Below are 26,582 nucleotides of genomic sequence, written 5' to 3' on the forward strand. Positions count from 1 at the left end.
CTCCTATCTCCTGACTCCTATCTCCTGACTTGAAAATAGAAGCTGAAATAAGGCAAATTCGTCAATCATACTAAATCCGTTGAGTATAGGCCACATATCAGGAGAGGCACTCCTGCGAGTGAAGTGACTCTCAAATTATTACAGATGCGTCAGCGGCTGCGTGTAAGCATCCCACCGAAAAACTAATGCGCGGGGGGTTTGGGGGCGGCGCCACGCCCCCAACGGGGGGTTTGGGGGGTAGAACCCCCCAAAAGCTTGGATTGAGTAATCAGATCTGAAGTAATACGGCCATCCGTTGAGTCTAGGCCACATATCAGGAAAGAAACTCCTGCAAAAGGGGGAATAAATAATCAGTTTTTAATAACCGGATTTAGGATCAGAATATTTTCATGCTTGACGGTGTAACTTGTTGCATCGGGACTGACTTATTTATCGCTATTACCCAATTCGGTTAAAGCAGTCCCGGTGAGACGACAAATTTGCCACTCTTTGAAGACCTTAGCCCCCATTTTTCCATAAAAATCGATCGCCAGTTGATTCCACTCTAAGACAGTCCATTCTAAAAGTCCTGCATCCCTAGCGACGGCAATTTTAGCCACAGCCATTAGTAAAGCTTTCCCGATACCTTGACTGCGATAATCGGGTAAAACGAAGATATCTTCCAGATAAATCCCCGGTTTAGTTATAAAGGTGGAATAGTTAGCAAAAAATAGGGCAAAACCAACTATTTTACCCTCTACCTCCGCCACCAATGCTTCGATGTAGGGTTTTTCTCCGAATAAATGATCCCCTAAAGCTTGACTATTTCCTGTCATTAAATGGCTGAGTTCTTGATAGGCCGCTAAGGCAACAATTAAGTCAAAAATAGCCTTGACATCGGTAGCAACGGCAGCACGGATGGAATAATTCATGATTGCTGGTCAAATCTTGATTTTAATGCTGATGATGTTTATGGGGAGATTCAGCAGGGGGAGAATTAAGATTGGAAAAATGGCCGTTATTTAATCCCATCCCAACGCTACCAATACTGAAAAGTCCCATGGACACAAAACCGGCTGCAATTGTCCCCATGGCCACGGTTCCAATGGAAACTACTCCCATAGGAACAATACCGATGGAAATAACGCCCATGGGAACAATGCCAATAGAAATTATACCAGTGGGGGCAATACCGATCGACAACCATTTTCGCCCGGAATTACCACAACTATTCTCTTTTTCTTGACCTAGATTGGAATCCATGCTTTTAACCACGAAGATGCTTTGAGCCTTCCCATCCTAGGTTAGGGGTAGAATTGTTGTCAAAAGACCGCTAGTCAAAATGAAAGTTAATTTTTTCTAAAAACTATTGACTTTTCATCTCAGTTATGTATTGGCGGGATACCGGCCAGATCGAGAATTTTCGGGACTAAATCCTCTCGTTTAATCGCCATGATGTGGACACCTTGACATAACTGCTGGGCTAATTTTATTTGTTCGGCGGCGATTTTGATACCTTCTTCGAGGGGATGAGGTGCATCAGCGAGTCTTTGAATAATCTGGTCAGGAATTTGTACCCCCGGCACATTTTTATTTAAAAATACGGCATTTTTAGCTGATTTCAACAGAAAAATCCCCGCTAGAATCGGTTTATCGGCCAGCGAGGCCACCTCTTGCATGAACTTATCAAGGCACTCGAAATCCGTAACTAATTGACTTTGAAAAAACTGCGCTCCTGCTTCGATTTTACGCTCAAAACGGCTTTGAAGACCGGACCTACTTTTTGACTGCACATCGACGGCAGCCCCAGCAAAAAGTTCTAGGGGTCCATCCGGTAAAGATTTATCGTTAAAGTCAAAACCTTTATTTAATTTATCGATCAATTTTAACAAACGTACCGATTCTAGGTCAAAAACTGCCCTAGCTTTGGGGTGATCTCCTGCTTTGACGGGATCTCCAGTTAAAGCTAGTATATTTCTCAATCCCAAAGCATGAGCGCCCATGAGATCTGCTTGTAATCCGATCACATTGCGATCGCGACAGGCCATTTGACAGATGGGTTCAATGTCGTGTTGATAGAGAATAGCGGAGGCAGCCAGAGAGGACATTCGCACTACGGCGCGACTGCCATCGGTAATATTAGCCGCATGAACGCGATTTTTTAGCCAGAGGGCCATTTCTAGCATATGACTGGCATTACCACCTTTCGGGGGAGTAATCTCGGCTGTAATCAAAAATTCTCGGTCTTGAACCGCGCGTTGTAAACGAGTAGTCATCGAGTTATCTAGGTTTTAACCATAAATTTTATAGTAGATTTAGCCCGGAAATGACTCGGAGGCAAGGAATGATCATCGGGCTGTTTTATACTGGTCGGTGTCAGCACCTGGCTGATATCAGATAAGTTAACTGGCAGGAAAAATTTTCTAATGTAGTATAATACACGGACAGTTTAACCAAATCCGTTTACAAGTGTAAAGGACAACCGATTCGATCGAGCGATCATGCAAACTCTTCCTCCTCCTACTAAAGACAAAGACGCAATCATGACCCATCCCCTTAAAATCGTCGCTTTAGGAGATAGCCTTGTTTATGGCTATGGCGACCCCGTGGGTGGCGGTTGGGCCGAGCGCCTACGTCGTTTGTGGATGGAAAGTGCTGGTCATGCCCTGTATAATTTGGGTATTCGCGGCGATCGAGTGGTACAAGTGTCCGAACGTTTAGAACAGGAATTTCGTCTCAGGGGCGAAATTCGCAATCGTCTCCCCGACCTGATTCTTCTCTCCGTCGGTGTTAATGATACAGCCCGTTTAGGCCGGCCCGATGGTCGTACTTATACCGATCACGATCTTTTTCAAACTCAAATTGAACATTTACTCGGCCGGGCCCGTTCTCTTTGCCCGGTTTTGTTTATAGGTATGATTCCCGTGGATGAGCGGAAAATGCCCTTTTTAGATTGTTTTTACTTCAACCATCGCGATCAGTATCGTTTTAAGGAAACCACTAAACAAGCTTGTCTAGAGCAAAATATTCCCTATCTCGATTTATTTGATCTCTGGATGAACCGGGGTGATCTGTGGTGCCAAGAAAGATTAATGCAAGATGGACTTCATCCCAATGTGCAGGGCTATCAATCAATTTTAGAGGATATTTTAAACTGGTCGCCCCTCACCTCCTTTGTCGGTGTGGATGGTTTTATTCAACCGTTTACAGGAATTGTAGAAAAGTGATGTCCTCTGTTCTCAGTGGTTCTAGCGGCGTTACAGAAACGAGAAGATCCGGTAATATAAGCGAACTTACCCCCTACATATCTACTACAATGCTGAACAGGCAATTGCGCTACTCGTTCAAAATGTAGTAAATTAAGGGGCAAAATTTGCCAATCATTGCTCTAAATTTGTGACGCAATCAATTCTCGAAAAGGTGAATCAAAAGTTAATTTTTCCAGACTATATTTGATCGTCATTTTCCCAAAACTACCTTAACTAAGATAAACTAGATTTTCTCTTTCATTAATCATAATTTTATGGTTGTCTCTCAATTGTTTATTATTAGTGACATACCAAAGAAATACATAAGTATTTATTAAAAATTTGAGCCTAATTATTGATCATCTTCAAAATCAGTTAAAGGGGCATCAAAATCATCGGCTATCCCAACTTTTCCCGCAGCACTTCTGGGTTGAAGCGGTGGTTTATTGGCTAACTTTACAGGACTTAATTTAACTACAGGTTCATTATTTTCTGTGATGATAATTTCTTCACCTTCAAGTCCAGCTTCCCATAACTCATTAAGTTGATTTTTGGCTTGTTTTAATTCAACTGTAGTCATTAGTTTACCTCACTGATCAACAACACAAACATTAGTTTGATCTAAATCAAGGAAAGCGATGGATTAAGTTATATCTAGGGTTTGCTGAATAAATGTGAAATGTAGGCAAGGTAAGAGTTTTGTGGCTTTACGAGCGAAACAGGTGCAAATTTTGAGAGAATCGTCGTTCAAAACCTTGCGTCTTCATCGGCCCGCGTCCTGTAGGGGCGAAGCATTCGGGCAATAACCTATCGGTGAAACCGTAGATTTTCTATCCGAATGCTTCGCCCCTACTTTTTGCCGCAAACCCTATCTATATCCTTACTTTTAATCATGATACCAATACTCACCCCCTGTCAGGAATGTCAGACACATTCTCATACTTTCTAGCGGAATTATCGCCATTAGCCTGTAGTAGTAGTAGGTTGGGTTGAGGAACGAAACCCAACACACAATAATTGTTATGATTTCTTGGAGCAGGTTGAAAAATCGATCTTCTATGTTCAGCAACAGCACAACATCAGTGAAGAAATCGGCACTCGGCAAGGGGCAGTATGAAAATGGGATCACTTATTTAGATTTCAGATGGTATATGGTAAAATTTGCATAATTCAGTAAGATTAGTATTATCCTATATTATTTCAACTCAACTTCCTATGAGTAACAAATCTACGATTAAATTGGTGATCGCTTTTAACGATCCTAACCTGGAGCCTGAAGAACGCGACGAACAGGCCCAAGTATTACTAACAGAACTACAACAGGCAGATGAAGTTGAATCGGTTAAACGCATTCTTGATCCCAATCCCCCTGAAGGTAATAAGTCGTTGGGCGGTTTTTTGGGTGGAATCTTAATGACCGAAGTTAACCCCGCTAATGGGAAAAAGTTGTTAGGGTTTCTTGGCGATCGCTTGGGAGGTAAACCGATAGAATTGTCGGTAGAGGCCAATGGTCGCAATTTGACGGTTAAGGCTCACAGTCGAGAAGAATTGGAAATGGCTATTAAAGCGGCTCTAGACTTTATCTCAGGTTAAAGAAGGTATTATGGCAAAATTTGCTTTGTTAATTGGTGTGAGCGAGTATTCCGAAGGATTGCGCCCAATTTCTAGTGCCATTCTAGACGTTGAAGCAATGCGCCGAGTATTAGAGCATCCGGACATGGGAGCCTTTGATCAGGTTACAGTGTTGTCTAACCCAGACAAAGGGAGCATGGAAAGAGCAGTCGAGGATTTATTTACTAATCGCCAGAGAGACGACTTAGTTCTTTTATATTTTTCTGGACATGGTCTTAAAGATCAAACGGCTGAATTTTGCCTAAGTGCAAGAGACACTGAGCGTGATCAGAATGGAGAGCTTCGTATCTCAACAATTTTAGCCGCAAGTAAACTTAATAAGTATATGAACAATAGTCGTTCCCAAAGGCAGATGATTATTCTCGACTGCTGTTTTAGCGGAGCATTGGTTCAGGGAATGCCAATCAAAGGGGAACTTAACATTCAAGAGGAATTAGGAGGTAAAGGAAGGGCGATTTTAACCTCTTCTAGTCCGATTGAATATTCTTTTGAGTCGGAAGATAAAGATTTGTCCATCTATACAAAATATCTAGTTGAAGGAATTGAAACTGGTGCAGCAGATAAGGATGGTGATCAATTAATTTCTGTTAATGAATTGCATGAGTATGCCAGCGAACGAGTAAAGGAAGCTGCCCCGGCAATGACTCCCAAATTTTATCTTTCTCTTGAAGGAGAGGATACTATTTATTTAGCCAAATCTCCTCTTGCTGCCACTAATCCTATATTTATTTATCGTGAGAAGGTTAGAGAAATTCTAGATGAATGGAGCAAGGAAAATATATGTAAAGAAAATTTTAATCGTGTAGAAAGAAACTGCCTAAATGAACTAAGAAACGAATTAGATTTATCATTACAGGAGGCAGATATTATTGAACAAGAGAATCTTGCGCCATTCAGAAAAAGATTACAAAATCTAACAGAGTACAAAGCAACTTTTAGAGAATTATTAGCTGATTCTATTTCAATAACAGAAGGAAACAGAAGGAGACTAAAAGAGTTACAAAGCCGTTACGGGCTGAGGGATGAGGATATTCAGGTGATTGAAGAAGAAGTGCAAAATGAGGTTTATCCCATTACTACGACGATTCCACCAATCACTTCGCCTTCTGCAAAAATCGCCCAAATTTTGCATTCTATAAAAACTTTAAAGCCCCAAAATTTCAAATTAAATCTGCCAGTTAGCATAGGAATAGCATCAATAGCAGTTGTAAGTTTATTTGCCATTTATCGCCCTGATAATTGTCCAAAACAAACGGGAGACTTTATTAGTGAAGGAGAAGAAGTTCTTAATTACTCTCAACCGTTTAACAAGAAGGAAGGTACAGAATATTTTGCACAGTGTGATTATCAAAAAGCCCTGTTAAGATTTAAGGACGCATGGCAAGAGGATAGGCTAGATCCAGAAACATTAATTTACTTAAATAATGCTTTACTAGAAGCCAATAAAATGCAATATTACACGATTGCTGTTGCTGTTAGTATTCCCAAAAATCAAAATGACTTTAATGATGATGATGGTGATAGTCGAGCAAATGAAATGTTACGAGGAGTAGCACAATTACAAACAAAAATTAATCTAGGACTTTTAAATGACAATGATCCATTCCTCAAGTATTTTCCAGATCAAGATTTTATCAACAAAAAAGCGATTAATGGTAAGGGATTAAAAGTTGTCATTACTAATGATGAAAATAAGGAATTATTAGCCAAAAAGACAGCATCATCTCTTTCCCAGCGTCCTGAAATTTTAGGGGTTGTTGGTCACTATCCCAGTGAAATGACTCTAGCAACGGTGGATATTTATAATCAAAATAATTTAGTTTTGATTTCTCCCGGATCAACGACTAGCGAGCTTACTAAAGACCCCAGAAAAAATTTTCTGCGAACTGTTTTTTCCGTCGAGCAACAATCTCCTGCCATTGCAAAATTTTTACAAGAAAAGTCTATTAAAAAAGTGGTGGGCTTTTATAGTGAAGGAAGTCCATTTAGTGAATCTTTTTTTAATAGTTTTAAAACTATTTTTACACGCCCTCCATTCTCTGGAACTGTAGTAAAATTAGATGAATTTGATCTCGGAAATAATTTTAAGGCAGAAGAAGCCATCCAAGAGTTACGAAAAAGACAAGGAAAAATAACAGAAGAAATAGGGCTTGTACTATTCCCAAAAGCAATTGGCGATGCTCAAGGCGATGCAATTAGACTTATAAAACTTAATAATAGTCAAAATTGGGTTATCGGATCATGGGGGCTTCGTAGTTCTCGTACCTTAGAACAAATTAACAACCTACAACCTTTTCAAAAGTTTGTTATTGCGGTTCCTTGGGATTCTTTAACCAGTCCTAACCAGGATTTTCTTAAGGATGCCAAAATTTTATGGACTACAACTTCTGTTAATGCAATAACGGCCCTATCCTATGATGCAACTCTTGCTCTAACAAAAGCTCTAGAAAAGGCAAATACTCCCACACGAATTAATATCCTTGAACACTTAAAGTCTCGTGAGTTTCTTGTCACTAAAGGTGCAACTGGGACAATTCAATTCGATGAAAATGGCGATCGCAAGAAACTTAATGAAAATGACGATCCCCAAAATCCCTCCGTAGAATTTGTTCACATTGTGGAGTGTCGGACACTAAGTTCAGATTTTGCTTTTGTCCCAATCAAGTATCCTACTGCTAAAGATGCTGGTTTATCCTGTTTAAACTCACCTAAAAAGCCTAGTCCCTAGCTAATCAGGGTTGGCTGAAAAAGTCTGAAATGCCGCTAGGAAAAAGGTTTCGACTCAATAAAGCGATCGCCGACATCGTACCTACGTTCATCTTATATTTAATTCCACCCACCCACTTACAATAATCTATGCTAAGTCAATAAAGCCCGTTTTATTGGTTTTCTTGCCTCCTATTAACAGCAGGCTAAAACTAATAATTAATATCATCGTCGCAATCACTCGTGGACTGGAGACAACAACTAATTATTTTTACCCGTTATCCGGAATTGGGGAAAGTAAAAACCCGTATGATTCCAGCTTTGGCAGCCAAGGGAGCCGAAGAATTACACCGAAAACTGGCCGAATATACCCTCAGTAAATTAGCGGGTTTGAGGAGTTTTCTCTCCCTGATCATTTACTACCATGGCGGCAGCGAGGAAAAAATGCGTACTTGGTTAGGTGAGCATTATTGCTATCATTCTCAACGGGGAAAAGACTTAGGAGAAAAGATGCAAAATGCTTTTGCCGATGGTTTTGCTCAAGGGATGACAGCGATCGCTATGATTGGCACAGATTGTCCAGAAATCGGGGAAAAAGAGATTTTAGCAGCCTTTGAGGCCCTAAAAACCCACGATATGGTTTTAGGGCCGGCGTTAGATGGAGGATACTACCTAATTGCTTTAAAACAGGTCTTTCCAGAGCTTTTTGACGGTATTCCCTGGGGAACGGGGGAAGTCTTAGCAAAAACCCAGACAATCGCCGCTAAACTGGCTTTAAAAACCGCTTATCTGCCTAAATTAGCCGATATTGATCGCCCGGAAGACCTGCCCATCTTAAAAAAATACCTGCCAGAATTAAGGTTGAACGATGACGGGGGTTCCCATGCGGACTAAATCAAACAACACTTTCACATCCTGATTCCGCATCCGCACACAACCATGGGAAGCGGCGCGACCGAGGGAATTTTCCGCAGGGGTGCCATGAAAACCGATGGAATTTTTGCCGTCAGTCCAAAAACCGATCCATCTTTCCCCTAGGGGACTATTGGGACCAGGGGCGCTGACTTTGCCTGTCCAGGGACTTTTCCAGACGGGATTGCGAACTAATTCCCGCACTTCAAATTTACCTGTGGGGGTTTCCCAGCCTTTTTTGCCGACGGCGACGGTAAATTGTGCTAAAACTTGCTTATCTTGATAAACGTAAACTTTTCTCTCTTTCAGTTTTAAGACCAGATGGGTAGCGAGAGTTTAATTGGCCGCCGTATTCGGGGTGACAGTGCTGATTTGGTTAGCTTGGGCCGGATATACGGGTAAACAAGTTAATCCTAATCCGATGATTAAGAGGGTCAAATTTCGTTTGAACGCCATTGTTCCCACACTCCTCAATTGCGATAGCGATGATTTTTCAGGATAGCAAATAGGGAACTTTTTGGAAGCTCAAGCCGTCTGGGCTGTGCCGGTTTTAGCTTCGTACTGCCGACAACCTTCACAGGGACCTGTGGGATTAACCGCACAACGCAAATGGGGGGAATAGGCATTAAAACGACAACTAAGATCACCGATCAAGGCCGGTTTATTTTCTGTCTCTAGAGGAATTGACAAAAAATCACTGGCCATCACCGGGCTGTATTCGTGACGATAGCGAATCCCCCTCAAACGGTTACTTAATCTCTGTTGGGATCGGTTAATCAACCAGAGACTAACGAGAGAGGGAAAGAGGGCAAGGATAAAAACAAAGGTTATCCTGATCACGATTTCAGTTTAGGCGATCGCCAGTGCTGCTAACTTATTATTGAGGCCGGCGCTAGAAATTAGGCCATAACCAGGGAAGACTTAAGGGGTTCTTCCTTTTTGCTTTCATAAACTCCCGCAGTACTGGGGAATCCTCTGGTTAGTTCCCGCACTTTAATCTCACCTGCTTGCAGGGATTTGGTCAAAATTTCCATGGCAACCACGGGTTTACCCGCACCACAGAAGAATAAATCGGCGGCGAAATAGCCGTGTTCAGGCCAGGTGTGGATCGCGATATGAGATTCAGCTAAAGTCGCCGTCGCGGTAACTCCGTGGGGACTGAACTGGTGGACACACAAATCGATCAGCGTTGCTTCTCCTGCCGTAATTCCATCGAGGATAGCGCGACGAATGCGCTCGGGATCGTTGAGGAGGTCAGCAGGTACTTGCCAAGCATCGACAATCAAATGGGTTCCCAGTTTGGTCATTTTTTTTTCAATACTCCCTATCGAAAAACCTTCACAGATTTACCAGCATAACACAATTTTTCTAACTTGTGCAAAAAAGATCTGGTTTTTCTCGGTTACTTTCTCTAAAAACTGGGACAGAGCAGGGGAGAAGGGTGTGGGGTGTGGGGTGTGGGGTGTGGGGTGTGGGGTGTGGGGTGTGGGGTGTGGGGTGTGGGGTGTGGGGTGTGGGGCGAAGGCTTACTTCTGCTTGACAATAGTATCGTTAGGCGTTAGGATTCGAGCGTGGTGGACTACCACTAAAATTAGCTAAATGCAATGAACAGCAACCGTTTGCCAAATATCCATCCCGGTGAAATCCTCAAGTTAGATTTTCTGGAACCGCTCAATATTACCCCCTACAGACTGAGCAAAGATTTAAGCGTAGCTCAAACTCGTATCGGTGAGATTTTAGCTGGTAAGCGTAGTATCACTGCGGACACAGCTTTGCGTCTGTCACGATATTTTGGTAACAGTCCTCAGTTTTGGCTGAATCTTCAAACAGACTACGATCTCCGTCAAGCTCAGACAAAGAATGCCGAAGTTTATAACCAAATTCCTATTACTCCATTTACAGATTTAGCTTAGGGGACTAATTTTATCTAGGAGGGGGGACGGGATTAGTGGGGACGGTAGTACTGGGAGAAGCGGCGGGAATGGGGGGATTTTCGGGTTTACGGACTTGGGGGACGGGTAACAGATAGAAAAGTAGGGCGCAAGCGACAAGACTGCCTAATCCTGCCAAAAAAGGTACTGTTCGACCGGCCACCGATTCATTGACCTTATGGTAGCGACGGGAAACTGGCTGTAATTTCAGGGTTAGGTCAGGTAAAGTGCGAGTATCGGCAAAAAATTGGTCAATCGCTTCTATTAAATCGAATAACTGCACGGTACTGATTTCTATGTTGACCGGACTTTCTGGGATATTCAAGTCCGTTGATGGATACCAGACCAGACGATGGAGATTATGGTCAATCTTTTCTAGGTACACATGATCTGGTTCATGGACGGGGTCTTGGGGATGACGAACACCACTCAAAAATTCTTGGGCATACTGACTGACCGCTTGTACCAAATTTTCCAAGAAAACCCGACCACCTTGCAGGACTTTATTGGCCCCGATTAACCGACATTCTACGTTAGTCAAAATTGAGAGTAAAGGTCGGCTATCCCCGGGGTTAGCCGGGGCAAAATCATCGCCGAAACCATCGAGAATCAGGGTACAATTGGGCAGGCTATACTGTCTTCTCATTTTTACACGATCTCCCCATCAAATAAACTAATCCAAAACCGCTGCATTCCCGTCGTACCAGTACAAAATAATAACTGATCGAGGAGGGATAAAGCCAGTTCATTTAAAGCATTTTCATCGGCTAGATAAACCGATACTTTGGCCCGCCGGGGGTTCATGCGACTGCGAAAATTGGAGCGAAATCTTTCTAGGTATTCTGATAAAAGAAAATTATTATCCACGGGTAAACCCTTTGATTCCATCTGTTGCCGCGCTAACAGTAATTGTCGGATGGATATAGCTAGGGGTTTGGCCCGGTAACTGGCAATGATAACTAAAGCTTTTGCTTGGTCAAGGGTCAGACGGTCGAGGGTGTAGGAAATTCGCCACGGATTAGTACAGCGTAAGCGCCAGAAAATAATCCGGTTTTTGATAATTTTATCGAGTCCTAGTTCTTTACAGAGGGCTAACAGGGCCTCCCCGGCACCGACTTCTAAGGATTCCAACGCTAACAGCATTAAATCGATATGCTGTTGGAGATGTAGGGCGCATTGCTGACTTGCAATCGGAAAATCGGGTAAAACGCTTAAAATAACCGGTTTTTCTGGGGCTGATGTTGTAGATTCGGGCGTTAGGCTAGTAGAGGTCATGATATAGGAGAACTAAAACACAAGGGCGATCGAGTCAGGGTATTGTAAATTGTATTGTATAGATAGCTGTCCCCCATTTTACGAGACACGGAAACCGAATGGATCTGAAATCATTGATTCGCGATATTCCCGACTTTCCCAAACCGGGTATTGTCTTCCGCGATATTACTACCCTACTCAATCATCCCCAAGGATTACGTTACACGATCGATACCCTAACGGCAAAGTGTCGCGATTACGGTTTATCCCCCGATTACATTGTCGGTATGGAATCCAGGGGTTTTCTCTTTGGTGTTCCTTTAGCATACCAATTAGAAGCGGGATTTATTCCCGTCCGGAAACCGGGCAAATTACCCGCCGCCGTGCATAGTATCGAGTATGATTTGGAATACGGAAGCGATAGCCTCGAAATTCATCAGGACGCGGTGGCATCCCATCATAAAGTCTTAATTGTCGATGATTTAATCGCGACGGGAGGGACGGCGAAAGCAACGGCTGATTTATTAGAAAAAATTGGTTGTGAGGTGTTAGGATTTGCCTTTATCATCGAGTTAATCGACCTCGGTGGTCGGGAAAAATTACCCGATTTACCGATTATTACCCTCATCGATTATTAGGTTTTTTCTATGACGGCGACTGATGATAATTATAAGGCTGCAACCGCTCGATCGAGTGCTAATGGGTTACAATCTCTCCTAACTAGCGAAACTTTTTTATATATTGTCAAGCGTGTTCTCCAGGGTTTATTAACTCTGTTGTTGGCCTCGGCTTTGAGTTTTGCTATTATCCAATTAACCCCCGGCGGGTTTCTGGCTTTGCTTGACCTGAATCCCAAGATTAGTCAGGAAACTAAAGAACAATATATTGCCCTTTTTGGTTTAAAAGATCCGCCGATTGTCCAGTATTTTAAATGGTTGTGGCAAGTGGTAACTCAGTTTAATTTTGGTCTGAGTTTTACCTATTTTCGTCCCGTGTCTTCCCTATTATTAGAGAGAATTCCAGCGACGTTATTAATGTCTTTGACTTCCATCATTTTAACCTGGGGGATTGCGATTCCCTTGGGCATTCTCAGCGCCGTCAAACAAAACCAATTTATCGATAAATTTTTCCGAGTTATCAGTTATCTTGGTCAAGGTTTCCCCAGTTTTATCACTGCCCTTTTACTGCTAATTCTCGCCCAGAATGTTTCGCCGCTTTTACCAGTGGGTGATATGACCAGTATTAACTATTCGGAATATTCCCCTATCGGTAAAGTTTTAGATATCGCTTGGCACATGATTTTACCAACTATTGCCCTGACAGTTACCAGTTTTGCCGGATTACAAAGATTGATGCGGGGACAATTATTAGATGTTCTGCGACAGGATTATATTCAAACTGCGAGGGCGAAAGGTTTACCGGAAAATAAAGTTATCTATGTCCACGCTTTACGCAATGCTATTAATCCCCTGATAACTCTTTTGGGCTTTGAATTTTCCAGTTTGTTAAGTGGGGCATTTATCGCCGAATTTTTCTTTAACTGGCCCGGATTAGGTCGTTTAATTCTGCAAGCTGTGACGGCTAAAGATTTGTATTTAGTTATGGGCAGTTTAATGATGGGTGCTACTATGTTGATTATCGGTAATCTTCTGGCTGATTTGCTTCTCAAAGCTGTAGATCCTAGAATTAAATTGGAGGATTTAAAGTAGGGTGATAGGGAAATTTCAGCTAAATTTACCACTACCCAACGGGTGCATCTCACATTTGCAGAAATAGGGACAATCAGCAATTATCAGTGATCCTTAAATTATTACAGATGTATCAGCAGCTGCGTGTAAGCATCCCACCGAAAAACTAATGCGCGGGGGGTTTGGGGGCGGCGCCACGCCCCCAACGGGGGGTTTGGGGGGTAGAACCCCCCAAAGGCTTGGATTGAGTGGTAAAATCGGAAGTAATGACCAATTTTAGAAGATAGTTTCCCTTTAAAAATCCCAACTCAGTAGATTTACAAAAATGGGATGTACCCCCACCCAACCCCTTTTTTCCTTTTCACTTTTCACTTAATAAACTATGTTAGCAACTACACATTATTTACTCAGGTCAAAACAAGACGGACAATATCTAGTGGCGCGTCTGAGAAAAGGTGAAAGCGAAAGTCCGGCCAGTTATCTGCTTCTGTTTAAAGAATCCTACGATGCTTTAAGTTATATCAATACCCATGCTAATGATTTAGCCAATAATTTTTCTGTGGAAACTCTCTCAGGAACACAATTAAAAGGATTGATGCAGCGATGGGGATTTGCAGGAATTGGTTTAGTTAGTGAACCTTTGGAACCACAAGTGCAGTTTTTAGCCTACGAAAAAGGATTTAATCTCTAAACTATGAAAACGCTGTTAATCACTGGAGTTAGTGGGTTTTTAGGTTGGCATATTTACCAAAAAACTCGCTCATCTTGGGCAAGTTTTGGTACATATTTTAATCACAATGTCAATAGTAATGACCCGAATTTAATTAAAATTAACTTAACAGATTTAGCCGCAGTTAAAGAACTTTTTCAACAGATTAAACCCGACGCAGTAATTCATGGGGCTGCCCAATCAAAACCGAATCTCTGTCAAGAATTTCCCCAAGCATCCGAGGCAATTAATCTGACAGCTTCTCTAGAAATTGCCCGTTTATGTAGTCAATATCAAATACCGCTAGTTTTTACCTCTACCGATTTAGTTTTTGATGGTAAAAATGCCCCCTATTCCGAAAATGATCCCGTTTCTCCCGTCAGTGTCTATGGTGAGCAAAAAGTAGCGGCAGAAAAGGGTATTTTAGCAATATATCCTCGGGCTGCCATTTGTCGAATGCCTTTGATGTTTGGTTCCCCTTCTCCCAGCGCTAATAGTTTTCTGCAACCCTTTTTAAAAACCCTCCAAGAGGGAAAAGAACTATCTCTATTTACCGATGAATATCGTACAGCTGTTGGGGTTAATAGTGCGGTGAATGGGTTACTTTTAGCCCTAGAAAAAGTGCAAGGGATTATTCATCTGGGGGGTAAAGAAAGAGTTTCTCGTTATCAATTTGGTTTACTAATGACGGCAGTTTTTAATATTCCCAGAGAACAAATAAAACCCTGTTTACAGTCAGATGTTCCCATGAGTGCGCCCCGTCCCCAGGATGTTTCTCTTGATAGTTCTCTCGCTTTTTCTTTGGGTTATCAACCATTAAGTATTAAAAGCGAATTAGAGGCAATTAGAGATGAAATTATCTGAACAAAAGCGGACTATATTAATTATCTTGCTCCTTTTTTTTACCGCTATTCTCATGTCCAATTATTTTGAGGTAGGGATGACGGGAGTGTTAGCTTTTTTCGTTGCCTATCTATCTAAAGGATTGCGAAAAGTTAAGTAAAAAATTATTTTTTTCAATCAACAATCTCAAATTCTATTGACTGCTCTTGGGCAAAATTATAGGTAAAATGATCGACAATATTAGTATCGCTCAATTCGAGATTATAAAAATTGATCGCTGGTTGATCAAAAAGTGGGCCAGCGTGCCAAGTTCCCACCTCTAATTTAATAAAACAGTCCCCGGGGATGCGAAAAACCTTTAATTTTTCTAAATCCGGTTGAGGATGAGGACTAGGGGGGGCCACTCCTAAAAACCACTCTTGCCCCCCCAAAGAACCGAGACATTGGGTACATTGACTATGACGAGTAATTCGCTTAAATTTACGTCCGCGAGTCTGTAAACGCATAATATAAAAACGTGGCACACCGTTTTTTAAATGCAGTTGTGCATCGCTTTCATCAAACAGTTTCCCGTCATGGCTAGGGGTTATTAATTGACCGTAGGGACGGAAACTCTCGGCGGTAATTAGTTGCGCTGACAGGGGAATAACGGTAATCGAATTACTCATAAAAATTACTGCTGACTAACAGTTATAGCTGTACCATCTCGGAGAGAAAGAATATTATTAATAGCAATTCTTTCCCCGGCATTTACTCCAGAAATAACCTGATAAGCTTGCCCTTGAATCGTGCCGACTTGAATTGGTTTTTGTCTTACCACTAAACGCTCCTCGGCGTTTTCTTGACCTTCTTTAGCCTTTTCTTTTTCGGCGACAAAAACAAAATTTTGCGCCCCGATGCTAGTCACTGCTGTGGTGGGAATTAATACCCCCGGTTTTTGATCCCAAATTAACCGCGTCCGCACATATTGGTTATTGCGAAGACTGCCATCATTAGTAAAGGCAAATTTCACTAAAACCGATTGGGTAGCTTGGGAAACGGTGGGGGAAATAAAAGTTACTTGACCGCGAACCCCGGCACTGCCATCGGGATTAATAATTTCCACGGGCAACCCGACGCGCAGACGCGGTTGTAATTCCACGGGAATCTGCACATTTAGTTCCAAAGTTTTATTATTAGTCAACGAGGTTAATTCTTCACCCAGGGAGATAATATCGCCGACTTTTCTTTGATTAAAATCGCCGACAAAACCATCAATCGGGGCGGTAATGGTGTTAAAAACTAAATTCTGACGCGTCGCCCCTAATTGCCCCTCGGCGCTGGCTACCGCCGCTTGACGACTGTTCACTGTTGCCTCTGCCGCCGCCACCTGTTGCCGTGAGGCTAATTCGTTTTGAATGGCGATATTTAATGCTTCTTTGTTTGCCTGTAGGGTAGCCCTAGCCGCCGTCACCTGTTGACGGGCCGCATCACGATTTTTAGACCGGGCCTCTACTTCCGCCCTGGCGGCCTGAATGTCGCGGCGGCGATCATCTAAGTCCTGTTGGGGCTGTGCGCCTTGTTTAACCAGAAATTCGGCTCTTGTTAGGTTTTTTTCCGCTAAATCTAAATTAGCTCTCGCTCTCTGTAAATCGGCTTCGGCGGCGCTCAAGGTGGCGATCTGACTTTTCACATTAGCTTCGGCATTAGCCACATTAGCCCGATTCTGGGCAATTTGGGCTTTATTTGCCCTCGCTTGCGCTTGTCTTTGCCTTAAATCTGCTTCAGACCCGTTGAGGTTCGCTTTGGCCGAATTTACCTGGCCGATGCCGGCGTTTACCTGTTGCTGTTGTTGTTCGGGATCCAATTCGGCGATTTTTTGTCCCTGAGTTACCTGATCGCCAGATTTAACGAAAATAGACCGAATCCGACCGGTAATCTGAGGGGAGACGCTAACACGCTCTTGGGCGATCAAAGTACCCACAAATTCGCTACTTTGCACTAATTTGTCGGTGCCGAGGGTTTGCAGTTTGACGGGAACAGCCGCCGGTCCGGTGGCTTGAGGGGATTGGGGGGCGCAACCGGTGACAATTAGGGAAACGGCGATCGACGAACCGATCGCTCTCGATACGTTAACGGATCGTTTAATCATTGTTAAATTTAGGGGTTTTTAGCGGAAAAAGTGCTAGTAAATCGGAAAAGGAAGAGGAAGATGAGGAGAGAAGCTTTTCCTTAAATTTTATTCTACAGAATTGATCGCCGTGATTATTAAACCTCTGGCATAATTAATTTTTGAGGGTTCAAAAACGGCAAAAATAAGGATTAAATGGCATAAAATCCGTAAATAGACTATTTAATTGATTATTGTTCATTCTTAATTCTCCTGACTACTGACTACTGACTACTGACTCCTAACCCTAACAACAATTTTTGATTTTTACAAGAGGTCTATTGTTTGCTTTGCCCTAAGCTAACAATATTACAGGTGACTAATCTTTGGGCGAGGGTGGTGTATTCTAGGCGACCACCGGCGATCTGATATTCGTCCCGGGGCGCCGGCAGATGACCGACGGGAGCATTGAGGGTATAGTTAAGATTTTCTTTAAAAATAATCCAATCACCATCTTTACGCCAACCGATGCGATCGCCAAAAGTTTGAAAATTTTCGATCGCCACTAAGCGCCCCGGTCGATTACCCGTCTCGATAAAAATGCGAAATTGGGTACTGAAACTAAAACGACCCCCGGAAGCTTCTTTCCAGAGTTGATCCATCTTTTGCAGATCCCAACAGGCCAATTTTTGCAGGTCTTCCATGGTAAACCAGCCCTGTAATTCCCGTCCGGTTGCTTTCAGCATTAAATTACGGGTTTCATCGTTAGCTTGCCGCCAATTTTGTTGAGCGAGGAAATTTTGCAGGCGAGTGTAATTAATGCCCGTGGTCGGTGATACCATTTCCCCAGAGGTGGCAGTCTGGGCAACGATCGCCGGCAAGGGATTGAGAAATAAAGCGATCGCAAGAGTGATCTGACACAAGGAAAAATTAATTCTCATAAACCCTATTTATTAACCTGATGCAAAGAAATCCTACAATAGCATAGACGAAATTCGCCGTTTTTACCGCCTCCTTAACGCCTATGGCTTTCACTTGGATCCGACACCACATTTTGGGATTGCAAGACTGGCAACCGGAAGAATACCAAACCCTGCTACAAACGGCCTCTAGTTTTCGTGAAGTTCTTTCCCGACGTACCAAGAAAGTGCCGGCCTTACAAGGTCAAGTGGTGACAAATCTTTTTTTTGAACCTTCTACCCGCACCCGTAGTAGTTTTGAACTAGCGGCGAAACGTCTTTCGGCCGATGTTCTTAATTTTGCCCCGGGTAGTTCCAGTTTGACTAAGGGGGAAACGATTCTCGATACCGCTTTAACCTATGTGGCCATGGGTACGGATATTTTTGTTATCCGACATCAACAGTCGGGAGTTCCCGATTTAATTGCCGCAGAAATGGATCGTTTGCAGTCGGGGGTCAGTGTTCTTAATGCTGGGGACGGTCAACACGAACACCCCTCCCAGGGACTTTTAGACCTGTTTACGATCTGTTGTCTGTTAGATGACGAAAATCCCCGTTTAGAACTGTTAGAGGGCAAAAAAATCGCTATTGTCGGGGATATACTCCATTCTCGTGTCGCTCGTTCCAATATCTGGAGTTTAACCACGGCAGGGGCGGAAGTACATTTGTCCGCCCCCCCCACCCTACTGCCGAAATATTTTGGGGAATTGTGCGATCGCTTATTTCTCCACTGGGATTTAGAACCAGCTTTAGAAAAGGCCGATTTTGTGATGACCTTGCGACTGCAAAAAGAACGCATGACCGCCAATCTTTTGCCCAGTTTACGCGAATATCATCAAAGTTTTGGCATTACCCGTCCTCGTTTGCAATCCTGTCAACCGGGGGTGAAGGTACTTCATCCGGGTCCTGTGAATCGGGGAGTGGAAATTAGTTCCGATTTAATGGACGATCCCGATTTTAGTCTGATTTCCCAACAAGTTACCAGTGGTGTCGCTGTTAGAATGGCTTTGTTATACCTGATCGGTAATCTTCGCAGCGACCAGTAAAAGGTTCTCAGGGATTTGATCTTTTAGTCTGGTTTCATTGAAACAATCCTAAAGTTTCTATCAAGGTAAATATCATACTTTCTTCCTCCCTCACACACAGCATCTTCTGCTTCAAATAGGTTAGTCTCAACATCAAATTTCATCGCTTTAGGATTCCTACAACCCTGTTTTAGCAAAGCATCAGTCAACCGTGATGTTTCTTCAGGGGTCAAGGCTCGATAATCACTACTATTAGCTTGACCCGCATAGATTGACATTCCTATAATGCTAAGAGATAGTAAGCTTATGATCGATTTGGTCTTCATTTTTTCAACTTCCTGAATACAATAAAAACATCATTCAAAGGGCTTTAGACCCAAATTTTCGCTAATTAGTTCGGCACGATTACCAGTCAACTTTATGTTAGGAAAAGCATACCTATTTTGCAATAAGTATAAATACTCAAGCTACCCCTAGGGCTTTTCTAGGAACTGCGACCGATACCGAATTCCGTTCTTTTTTAACTATCCCTTTTTTGCCTCTTCCAGGTCATGATAATGCTGATAAGCGCCGATTTCGGGGTTAAAGGGGGCGATTTCTTCAGTTACAGTTAATCCCAAACCTTCTAACATTGCTTGTAGGACAGAATCGGGGGACAGACGGAGATAATCGGGATTAATTTCTAGGGCTACATGACGATTACCGAGGTGATAGGCCGCTTTGAGAAGTAAATCGGTTGAAGGGGCGGTAATAGTGATAACTGGTTCGGGTTTAGCAATGATTTGAATAATTTCGCCGTTTTCTCCCCGCAGGAAATCGCGGTCCTGTAGAATTGTGCCGCGGGGTAAACGAAAACAGAGGGAAAAACCTTCGGGACTGTCGAGACGATAACGGCTGCGGGTACGTTCTTCGGCCGTAAGTAGGAGGCTAAAAAGTACCGTTTCTGGGGGAGGTAGACTAGCGGTATGACGGGGTGGTAAGCGCTCGGTAAAAGTTAACATGGTAGTGGTCAATGGGAAAAAACATTCTTAATTGTAGCCCTGACTCCAGCTTGACCCGAAAAACTGAGGAACTTTTTCTATTTATTCTCCCGTTGCAGACGAATCATCTCATTTTGCACCCGTCGTCTCAAGTTATCATCGGTACGAATCCGGTTAGTAATGGCGTTAAATTCAGTCGCAGTCAGACCACTATCTTGGACAATCTTTTTTGAGTTATTACAATAATCGACGGCAATTCTTTGGGCATTAGCGGGAAGATTATTAAAGCTTTCCCGTTGGTTACAGGTAATTGCTGGGGGACTTTTCCCTAAAATTTGCGAAATTGCCTGATAAGCTTGTCTTCTTTGGGTTTCGATCAACAAAACTGCTTTGGCATAACGTTTGATTTGGTCAGCCGTAAAATCTTGAGTATAAGCGGAGGACTGAAAACTAACCACCTCCGTCGTCCAAGAAAATTCGGGAATCAGACCGCCAAGAATGGCGATTACTGCCAAAAAAGTCACAATAAAAGAACGTCTTAAGCTTTGACCTAGATCGGCTAGGGGATAGCAGTAAATCACCATGCGAGTTTGTCGCTGAATAGATAATGATAGCAAACTTTCCAGTTAAATCCTGCTTTTTTGAATATTTTTAACGATCATAAGTTCCAATTCTAGCGAACATCTCCTTAGCCCGAACCTTAATTTTTGGGCAGAAATTGCTTTAGTAAACTTTTTTAACGTTTCTAGGGGCAAAATTAGTCAAAAATCTTTGAGAGAACCGATGAACGATTTTTGGGAAGTTAGGATGCCTATCGCTTTTAGAGAATATTTATCAGCAATTTAGCGGGCTAATCTCTTTTTATTAGCTTATATCGCTGTTAATCTCTCGCTTATTCCCTTTTGTCTCTCCCCTTGCTGGGGAATCGAGGGGAAATCTAGATAAATTAAAGGTTTCAGCGATTCCGATCGAGACAATTCCCGCTTAGAATAATGCAGTGGAATATATAGCCAATGGGGATTTGAGGCATTATTTAGTGATCTCGATCCTGGCGAGTCCTCAACAGGGGAACCATAATAAACTACTGACAACCACCCTAAACTCAGAAAAACCGCAAAACAAGGAGTTAGCGCATGAATAAAGGTGAATTAATCGATCAAATCGCTCTCAAAGCCTCTGTCACCAAAAAACAAGCAGATGCTGTTCTCACTGCCGCCATCGAAACCATTATCGAAGCGGTTTCTGAGGGGGACAAAGTAACCCTAGTAGGATTCGGTTCCTTCGAGGCCCGGGAACGTCAGGCCAGGGAAGGACGCAACCCAAAAACCGGGGATAAGATGGAGATTCCAGCCACTCGCGTCCCGGCTTTCTCGGCGGGTAAACTGTTTAAAGACAGAGTGGCCCCAGATAAGGAATAATTACTGTTGAGTTTTGAGCGCTGTAAGTCTTTTGCCTAGACCTAAACATGGTGGTAATCTTGACTGGGCAGCCGCCATTGCCGGCTGTCCGGTTTCCTCTATTCTCGATTTTTCTGCCAGTATCAACCCCCTCGGTCCGCCAGAAAGCGCCCTAACCGCTATTAAAAGCCATTTAACCAGTCTGACTCGTTATCCTGACCCCGAGTATTGGCAGTTGCGTTCTGCCCTCGCCCAATGGCATGATATCGGGCCGGATTGGATTCTCCCCGGCAATGGTGCGGCCGAGTTATTAACCTGGGCCGGTCGGGAATTGGCCTCATTTGATAGTGTTTATGTACTAACACCCGCTTTTAACGATTACGAACGGGCCTTAAAAAGTTTTGGCGGGAAAATCTGCCAACATTCCCTAGATTTAACCACTTTAAAGCCGGTTAATCCCGAAAAACAAGGCTTATTACTCAATAATCCCCACAATCCCACAGGGAAACTCTGGACGGCGGCGGCCATTCGTCCCTATCTATCGCAATTTGGTTTGGTGGTAGTGGATGAAGCTTTTATGGATTTTTTACCCCCGCAACAACAGGAGAGTTTAATATCTCTCTTGCCGGAATATCCCAATCTCGTGATTTTGCGTTCCCTAACTAAATTTTACAGTCTCCCCGGTTTACGTCTAGGATATGTCCTCGCCCATCCCGATCGCCTGTTACAATGGCAAAAATGGCGCGATCCTTGGTCGGTGAATAACTTGGCTGTGGTTGCCGCTATTGCGGCAATTGAAGATAGGGATTTTCAACAACAAACTTGGGATTGGTTAACGGCGGCCCGTGAGGATTTATGGCAGGGATTAGCTAATTTTCCGCAATTACAGCCCCAAACCAGTGCCGCTAACTTCCTCTTAGTACAATCTCAATCTTCCTGTTTACCCCTACAGGAAGCTTTATTAAAATATCATCGAATTTTCATCCGCGATTGTCTCAGTTTCCCCGAATTGGGGAGCAATTATTTTCGGGTAGCTGTCCGTTTACCGGCAGAAAATCAACGATTATTATCGGCTTTAGAGAGTGTTTTAGCTGCGTCTGATACTAAATCCGTTGAGTAACGCACAGAAAACGGGTTTCTCGGAGAAACCCGTTTTCTACTCATGCAAATTAACAACAAAAAGGCTCCCGCCAACTAGACGGGAGCCGCTGCCATCGAACTAACCGAAATTAGTCGAGGTCAGGCATTGCCAATGCGGGTTCAGTCTCGCGGTCAATTCCTTTCTCGAAACCGGCGGCGGCGGCGCGAGCGCGTCCAGCGTGCCAGAGGTGTCCAATCAGGAAGAAGAAAGCGAGGGTGAAGTGAGAGGTAGCCAACCAAGCGCGAGGAGACACATAGTTAAACGAGTTAACGTCAGTGATAACGCCGCCCACAGAGTTCAAGGAACCTAAAGGAGCGTGGGTCATGTATTCAGCCGCGCGGCGGACTTGCCAGGGTTGTACGTCATTTCTGATTTTGTCGAGGTCTAAACCGTTAGGACCGCGGAGGGGTTCTAACCAGGGACCGCGGAAATCCCAGAAACGCATGGTTTCACCACCGAAGATGATTTCGCCAGTGGGAGAGCGCATCAGGTATTTACCTAGACCGGTGGGGCCTTGGGCAGAAGCGACGTTAGCGCCTAAGCGTTGGTCACGCACCAAGAAGGTGAAAGCTTGAGCTTGGGAAGCTTCCATACCGGTCGGACCGTAGAATTCACTGGGATAGGCGGTGTTGTTAAACCAAACGTAAACGGCGGCGATAAAGCCCATCATGGAAAGAGCGCCCAAGCTGTAGGACAGATAGGCTTCTCCAGACCAGATGAAAGCGCGACGCGCCCAGGCAAAAGGTTTGGTGAGAATGTGCCAGATACCGCCAGCGATACAGATTAAGCCAATCCAGATGTGACCGCCGATGATATCTTCCATGTTGTTGACGCTGATAATCCAGCCTTCGCCACCGAAGGGAGCTTTGGTCAGATAACCAAAGATAACTGCGGGGTTGAGGGTAGGATTGGTGATGATGCGGACATCGCCGCCACCAGGGGCCCAGGTATCATAGACACCGCCAAAGAACATGGCTTTAAATACCAACAACAGCGCACCACAACCCAAGAGAATCAGGTGATAACCGATGATGTTGGTCATTTGGTTTTTGTCTTTCCAGTCGTAACCGAAGAAATTAGAGTATTCCTCTAGGGTTTCCGGTCCGCGGATAGCGTGGTAGATACCACCAAAACCGAGTACAGCCGAAGAAATTAAGTGCAGAACACCAGCGACGAAGTAGGGGAAGGTATCGACTACTTCACCACCAGGACCGACCCCAAAACCGAGGGTAGCTAAGTGGGGAAGCAGGATTAAACCCTGTTCGTACATCGGTTTTTCGGGGATAAAGTGGGCGGTTTCAAACAGGGTCATCGCCCCGGCCCAGAAAACGATTAAACCAGCGTGGGCGACGTGAGCGCCGAGCAGTTTACCGGAGAGGTTGATGAGACGAGCGTTACCAGACCACCAAGCGAAGCCGGTGGAACTTTGGTCACGACCACTAGCGGTAGGGATATTAGAGAGCGTTACCACGCGGGAGAACCTCCTCAGGGAAGATAAAGTTTTCGTGGGGTTGGTCTTGGGGAGCCATCCAAGCTCTCAGACCTTCGTTAAGCAGAATATTTTTAGTGTAGAAGGTTTCAAATTCCGGGTCTTCCGCCGCTCTCAATTCCTGAGAAACGAAGTCATAGGCCCGTAGGTTAAGGGCTAATCCAACCACACCCACAGCACTCATCCATAAACCAGTTACGGGGACAAAGAGCATGAAGAAGTGTAACCAACGTTTGTTGGAGAAAGCGATGCCGAAGATTTGCGACCAGAAACGGTTCGCAGTGACCATGGAGTAGGTTTCTTCCGCTTGGGTGGGTTCAAAAGCCCGGAAAGTGTTGGAACCTTCACCGTCTTCAAACAGGGTATTTTCTACGGTCGCTCCGTGAATAGCACAGAGAAGCGCACCACCGAGGATACCGGCTACACCCATCATGTGGAAGGGGTTAAGGGTCCAGTTGTGGAAGCCTTGGAAGAAGAGAATGAAACGGAAGATACCAGCCACGCCGAAGCTAGGGGCAAAGAACCAGCTAGACTGACCGAGGGGGTACATCAGGAAGACACTGACGAACACCGCAATCGGACCTGAGAAGGCAAGGGCGTTGTAGGGACGAATGCCGACTAAACGGGCGATTTCAAACTGACGTAGCATGAAGCCAATCAAGCCGAAAGCACCGTGCAGGGCGACAAAGGGCCATAAACCGCCGATTTGACACCAACGGGTAAAGTTACCTTGGGCTTCCGGTCCCCAGAGAAAGAGGATGGAGTGACCGAAGGCATCGGCGGGGGTGGAGACGGCTACAGTCAGGAAGTTGCCGCCTTCCAGGTAGGAACTGGCTAACCCGTGGGTGTACCAGGAGGTGACGAAGGTGGTGCCGGTTAACCATCCACCTAGGGCCATGAAGGCGCAGGGGAAGAGTAGTAAACCAGACCAACCGATGAAGACGAAACGGTCTCTTTTGAGCCAGTCATCGAGAGCATCAAACAGCCCTCTTTCTGGGGCGCGTCCGACAGCAATGGTCATGGGTATTTTTCCTCTTGCTTAACTGAAATCACGGGCAAGATTTCTTAACTTTTTTGAGTCTGGGATTACTCCCATTGTCTTATAAGATGGGGCGATCGATTGACTGGATTAGCTTGACTAAACTGGCTGCGATCGCCTGTTAATCCTCACAAACTGTAAAAGATTAACGTTTCTTAAACTAGCACAAGCTAGACAATAATTTCGAGTTTGGTAAGATTTTGGTTCCTTGCGGCCTCTATCTACCTTTACTCATTATTAGCAAAAAATTACAAATCTATACAACCTGACTCATAATTGATTTTTTAGGCACATAAAAACTTTTTTGTCAATGAGTATTTATATTCATTTTTTTAATTGATCGCCATTCCCAATCCTCGAGGGGTTGCTCTAGCAATTGACAATCAAAGCATTCCTCGGCGGCGGTTTTCAGGGTAGCGATAAGGGTTTCTAGGGTCAAATCTGGCGCTAAATTGAGCTTTGGAGGGGCGGCACTGGCGAAAACTTGCTCAAACAGCGAATTATCTTGATCTAGCACCATGGAACCATGTTGGAGAACATAGCAACCCCGTTGCAGTTGGGCGCTACCAATAAATTTGTTCCCCCAATTATCGACTAGATCCGCACCGGTAGCCGTACCGAAACAGTTAGCAGAATTAATATATCCCCGGCCGGCAGCACCGTAGGACAATTCTAGACCGAGATTTTGCCAGCCTGTGATTAAAAATTGACAGATTTGCTGGTAAACTTCCCTAATATTCCCCTTCATCCCCGAATTTACCACCATATAAGTCAAATCACCCTGATGTAGTACGGCCCGGCCACCAGTAGGACGACGAACTAGGGAGATTTTTTGACCTTGCCAAGTCAAATCACGCCAAAAATCGGGATATTGCCGTTGATGATAGCCCAAGGAAATGGCCGGGGGCGACCATTGATAAAAACGCAGAGTCGGGAGATGATGACTGCAACGGTGTTGTTCTAGTAACCAAGAATCGATCGCCATTTGTAGCTCTGCCGATGAGATAATTGGCGGGATATAACGCCAAATTTTAGCTGCCACCAAAGGATTCTCGTAACATTTCATCATTATTATCTGCTACCGTCGCCACGAGAGTAATTGCTCGCGAAATCTCCCCAGGAGACAAATCGGCCACAGTACGCTGAGAAATCACCACCACCTGATCATTCATAATGGCAAAATGAGATTCAAAGGTTTCGGCACAATTCATCGCTAATAACTTGCGGGTTAATCCCAATTCATCCTTAACGGGTAATTTCAGCACAGAAGACCACACCGTGAGAAAATCATCATCACTTTCCCCAGTTAACTGCACAAATACCTCAACGCTACCATACTGAAACTTCCAAAGATAACCTTTTTCTGTATGTTGTACCATAGCAGTATCATTCTGCTGCAGAGTAGAAATAACCGTTTCAATCATTTCTTGGTGACTGCTCGTACTAGCCAGAAATTCATCGGTCATTGACTCTATTGCTTCTGAAGTCGCTAAACTTTCTGTGGTCATAAAAATTCCCTAAACTCGATCGATCACAATCTTATCCCAAGGAAAAAGAAAAA

General features: G+C 44.0%; 31 protein-coding genes and 1 pseudogene. 13 read left to right on the forward strand and 19 right to left on the reverse strand.

Features of this window, described 5'->3' with window-relative positions; all coding sequences use genetic code 11:
- Positions 1-425 precede the first annotated feature (425 nt).
- The 3 genes from RAM70_RS20835 to RAM70_RS20845 all read right to left on the reverse strand — a co-directional run bounded on the left by RAM70_RS20835 (position 426) and on the right by RAM70_RS20845 (position 2,255).
- Entirely contained in the window at positions 426-911 is a 486-nt protein-coding gene (locus RAM70_RS20835) for a GNAT family N-acetyltransferase (protein ID WP_149988076.1), read from the reverse strand.
- A gap of 22 nt (positions 912-933) precedes the next feature.
- Entirely contained in the window at positions 934-1,242 is a 309-nt protein-coding gene (locus tag RAM70_RS20840) for a hypothetical protein (RefSeq protein WP_002781238.1), read from the reverse strand.
- A gap of 119 nt (positions 1,243-1,361) precedes the next feature.
- Positions 1,362-2,255: a methylenetetrahydrofolate reductase gene (locus tag RAM70_RS20845; RefSeq protein ID WP_312675428.1), complete on the reverse strand. Its 894-nt coding sequence runs from the start codon at positions 2,253-2,255 to the stop codon at positions 1,362-1,364.
- Between the two features lie 225 nt (positions 2,256-2,480).
- Here RAM70_RS20845 and RAM70_RS20850 point away from each other — a divergent pair, with 225 nt between their 5' ends.
- Entirely contained in the window at positions 2,481-3,206 is a 726-nt protein-coding gene (locus tag RAM70_RS20850) for a GDSL-type esterase/lipase family protein (RefSeq protein WP_312675429.1), read from the forward strand.
- A gap of 373 nt (positions 3,207-3,579) precedes the next feature.
- Here RAM70_RS20850 and RAM70_RS20855 read toward each other — a convergent pair whose 3' ends face one another.
- The gene (locus RAM70_RS20855) at positions 3,580-3,807 is read right to left on the reverse strand and encodes a type II toxin-antitoxin system Phd/YefM family antitoxin (RefSeq protein ID WP_312675430.1); all 228 of its coding nucleotides are present in this window, start codon (positions 3,805-3,807) and stop codon (positions 3,580-3,582) included.
- 635 nt (positions 3,808-4,442) lie between these two features.
- On the opposite strand from RAM70_RS20855, the gene RAM70_RS20860 reads away from it, so the two are divergent.
- From RAM70_RS20860 to RAM70_RS20870, 3 genes are all read left to right on the forward strand, one after another.
- Complete coding sequence (locus RAM70_RS20860) at positions 4,443-4,820, forward strand: hypothetical protein (RefSeq protein WP_287738145.1); 378 nt, start codon at positions 4,443-4,445, stop codon at positions 4,818-4,820.
- A 10-nt stretch (positions 4,821-4,830) separates the two neighbouring features.
- Positions 4,831-7,587, forward strand: coding sequence for a caspase, EACC1-associated type (locus tag RAM70_RS20865; protein ID WP_312675433.1), 2,757 nt, complete (start codon positions 4,831-4,833; stop codon positions 7,585-7,587).
- Positions 7,588-7,808: 221 nt separating this feature from the next.
- A complete protein-coding gene (locus tag RAM70_RS20870) occupies positions 7,809-8,459 on the forward strand; it encodes a TIGR04282 family arsenosugar biosynthesis glycosyltransferase (protein WP_312675434.1) in 651 nt (216 codons plus the stop codon).
- Here RAM70_RS20870 and RAM70_RS20875 read toward each other — a convergent pair.
- From RAM70_RS20875 to speD, 3 genes and pseudogenes are all read right to left on the reverse strand, one after another.
- Positions 8,421-8,933, reverse strand: a pseudogene (locus RAM70_RS20875) (L,D-transpeptidase). The gene RAM70_RS20870 and the pseudogene RAM70_RS20875 overlap by 39 nt on opposite strands.
- Positions 8,934-9,002: 69 nt before the next feature.
- Positions 9,003-9,317, reverse strand: coding sequence for a DUF6464 family protein (locus RAM70_RS20880; RefSeq protein WP_045358676.1), 315 nt, complete (start codon positions 9,315-9,317; stop codon positions 9,003-9,005).
- Positions 9,318-9,376: 59 nt separating this feature from the next.
- A complete protein-coding gene (gene speD / locus RAM70_RS20885; protein ID WP_002795793.1) occupies positions 9,377-9,784 on the reverse strand; it encodes an adenosylmethionine decarboxylase in 408 nt (135 codons plus the stop codon).
- 297 nt (positions 9,785-10,081) lie between these two features.
- On the opposite strand from speD, the gene RAM70_RS20890 reads away from it, so the two are divergent.
- Positions 10,082-10,390: a HigA family addiction module antitoxin gene (locus tag RAM70_RS20890; RefSeq protein ID WP_002759531.1), complete on the forward strand. Its 309-nt coding sequence runs from the start codon at positions 10,082-10,084 to the stop codon at positions 10,388-10,390.
- A 10-nt stretch (positions 10,391-10,400) separates the two neighbouring features.
- Here RAM70_RS20890 and RAM70_RS20895 read toward each other — a convergent pair whose 3' ends face one another.
- Entirely contained in the window at positions 10,401-11,054 is a 654-nt protein-coding gene (locus RAM70_RS20895) for a DUF4335 domain-containing protein (protein WP_002799451.1), read from the reverse strand.
- A 2-nt stretch (positions 11,055-11,056) separates the two neighbouring features.
- On the reverse strand, positions 11,057-11,683 hold the full coding sequence (locus RAM70_RS20900) for a DUF3038 domain-containing protein (protein ID WP_045358672.1): 627 nt from the start codon (positions 11,681-11,683) through the stop codon (positions 11,057-11,059).
- A gap of 98 nt (positions 11,684-11,781) precedes the next feature.
- On the opposite strand from RAM70_RS20900, the gene RAM70_RS20905 reads away from it, so the two are divergent.
- From RAM70_RS20905 to RAM70_RS20925, 5 genes are all read left to right on the forward strand, one after another.
- Positions 11,782-12,300, forward strand: coding sequence for an adenine phosphoribosyltransferase (locus RAM70_RS20905; protein WP_002737799.1), 519 nt, complete (start codon positions 11,782-11,784; stop codon positions 12,298-12,300).
- 9 nt (positions 12,301-12,309) lie between these two features.
- Complete coding sequence (locus RAM70_RS20910) at positions 12,310-13,371, forward strand: ABC transporter permease (protein ID WP_045358671.1); 1,062 nt, start codon at positions 12,310-12,312, stop codon at positions 13,369-13,371.
- A gap of 361 nt (positions 13,372-13,732) precedes the next feature.
- Positions 13,733-14,041, forward strand: coding sequence for a hypothetical protein (locus tag RAM70_RS20915; RefSeq protein ID WP_312675440.1), 309 nt, complete (start codon positions 13,733-13,735; stop codon positions 14,039-14,041).
- 3 nt (positions 14,042-14,044) lie between these two features.
- The gene (locus RAM70_RS20920) at positions 14,045-14,923 is read left to right on the forward strand and encodes an SDR family oxidoreductase (protein WP_045358669.1); all 879 of its coding nucleotides are present in this window, start codon (positions 14,045-14,047) and stop codon (positions 14,921-14,923) included.
- A complete protein-coding gene (locus RAM70_RS20925) occupies positions 14,910-15,062 on the forward strand; it encodes a hypothetical protein (RefSeq protein WP_190380894.1) in 153 nt (50 codons plus the stop codon). The genes RAM70_RS20920 and RAM70_RS20925 overlap by 14 nt, the downstream gene beginning before the upstream one ends.
- A 13-nt stretch (positions 15,063-15,075) precedes the next feature.
- Here RAM70_RS20925 and RAM70_RS20930 read toward each other — a convergent pair whose 3' ends face one another.
- The 3 genes from RAM70_RS20930 to RAM70_RS20940 all read right to left on the reverse strand — a co-directional run bounded on the left by RAM70_RS20930 (position 15,076) and on the right by RAM70_RS20940 (position 17,932).
- Positions 15,076-15,570, reverse strand: a complete 495-nt coding sequence (locus RAM70_RS20930) for an ureidoglycolate lyase (protein WP_045358668.1) — start codon at positions 15,568-15,570, stop codon at positions 15,076-15,078.
- Between the two features lie 5 nt (positions 15,571-15,575).
- A complete protein-coding gene (locus RAM70_RS20935; RefSeq protein ID WP_312675444.1) occupies positions 15,576-17,033 on the reverse strand; it encodes an efflux RND transporter periplasmic adaptor subunit in 1,458 nt (485 codons plus the stop codon).
- A gap of 296 nt (positions 17,034-17,329) precedes the next feature.
- Positions 17,330-17,932 carry a GUN4 domain-containing protein gene (locus tag RAM70_RS20940; protein ID WP_045358666.1) on the reverse strand — a complete coding sequence of 201 codons (603 nt, stop codon included), beginning with the start codon at positions 17,930-17,932 and terminating at the stop codon, positions 17,330-17,332.
- Between the two features lie 83 nt (positions 17,933-18,015).
- Between RAM70_RS20940 and RAM70_RS20945 the strand changes: the two genes are divergently transcribed.
- Positions 18,016-18,996 (forward strand): aspartate carbamoyltransferase catalytic subunit, encoded by a 981-nt coding sequence (locus RAM70_RS20945; RefSeq protein ID WP_045358665.1) that lies wholly within the window; start codon positions 18,016-18,018, stop codon positions 18,994-18,996.
- A 23-nt stretch (positions 18,997-19,019) separates the two neighbouring features.
- Here RAM70_RS20945 and RAM70_RS20950 read toward each other — a convergent pair whose 3' ends face one another.
- The 3 genes from RAM70_RS20950 to RAM70_RS20960 form a co-directional block, all read right to left on the reverse strand.
- Positions 19,020-19,301, reverse strand: coding sequence for a hypothetical protein (locus tag RAM70_RS20950; protein ID WP_287732834.1), 282 nt, complete (start codon positions 19,299-19,301; stop codon positions 19,020-19,022).
- A gap of 198 nt (positions 19,302-19,499) precedes the next feature.
- Positions 19,500-19,976, reverse strand: a complete 477-nt coding sequence (gene ureE, locus RAM70_RS20955) for an urease accessory protein UreE (protein ID WP_045358663.1) — start codon at positions 19,974-19,976, stop codon at positions 19,500-19,502.
- A gap of 77 nt (positions 19,977-20,053) precedes the next feature.
- A complete protein-coding gene (locus tag RAM70_RS20960) occupies positions 20,054-20,539 on the reverse strand; it encodes a DUF4168 domain-containing protein (protein WP_045358662.1) in 486 nt (161 codons plus the stop codon).
- Between the two features lie 549 nt (positions 20,540-21,088).
- Here RAM70_RS20960 and hbs point away from each other — a divergent pair.
- On the forward strand, positions 21,089-21,373 hold the full coding sequence (gene hbs, locus RAM70_RS20965; RefSeq protein WP_002759570.1) for a non-specific DNA-binding protein Hbs: 285 nt from the start codon (positions 21,089-21,091) through the stop codon (positions 21,371-21,373).
- A 31-nt stretch (positions 21,374-21,404) separates the two neighbouring features.
- Complete coding sequence (gene cobD, locus RAM70_RS20970; protein WP_045358684.1) at positions 21,405-22,472, forward strand: threonine-phosphate decarboxylase CobD; 1,068 nt, start codon at positions 21,405-21,407, stop codon at positions 22,470-22,472.
- Between the two features lie 109 nt (positions 22,473-22,581).
- On the opposite strand, the gene psbC is transcribed toward cobD, so the two are convergent.
- The 4 genes from psbC to RAM70_RS20990 all read right to left on the reverse strand — a co-directional run bounded on the left by psbC (position 22,582) and on the right by RAM70_RS20990 (position 26,529).
- Positions 22,582-23,964, reverse strand: a complete 1,383-nt coding sequence (psbC, locus tag RAM70_RS20975) for a photosystem II reaction center protein CP43 (protein WP_002801320.1) — start codon at positions 23,962-23,964, stop codon at positions 22,582-22,584.
- Entirely contained in the window at positions 23,948-25,003 is a 1,056-nt protein-coding gene (gene psbD / locus RAM70_RS20980; protein WP_002737445.1) for a photosystem II D2 protein (photosystem q(a) protein), read from the reverse strand. The genes psbC and psbD overlap by 17 nt, the downstream gene beginning before the upstream one ends.
- A 325-nt stretch (positions 25,004-25,328) precedes the next feature.
- Positions 25,329-26,090, reverse strand: a complete 762-nt coding sequence (locus tag RAM70_RS20985; RefSeq protein WP_045358661.1) for a lipoate--protein ligase family protein — start codon at positions 26,088-26,090, stop codon at positions 25,329-25,331.
- A complete protein-coding gene (locus RAM70_RS20990; protein WP_002801317.1) occupies positions 26,053-26,529 on the reverse strand; it encodes a YbjN domain-containing protein in 477 nt (158 codons plus the stop codon). Before RAM70_RS20990 ends, RAM70_RS20985 begins: the two co-directional genes overlap by 38 nt.
- Positions 26,530-26,582 lie beyond the last annotated feature (53 nt).

Source organism: Microcystis wesenbergii NRERC-220 (genome assembly GCF_032027425.1).
GTDB lineage: Bacteria > Cyanobacteriota > Cyanobacteriia > Cyanobacteriales > Microcystaceae > Microcystis > Microcystis wesenbergii_A.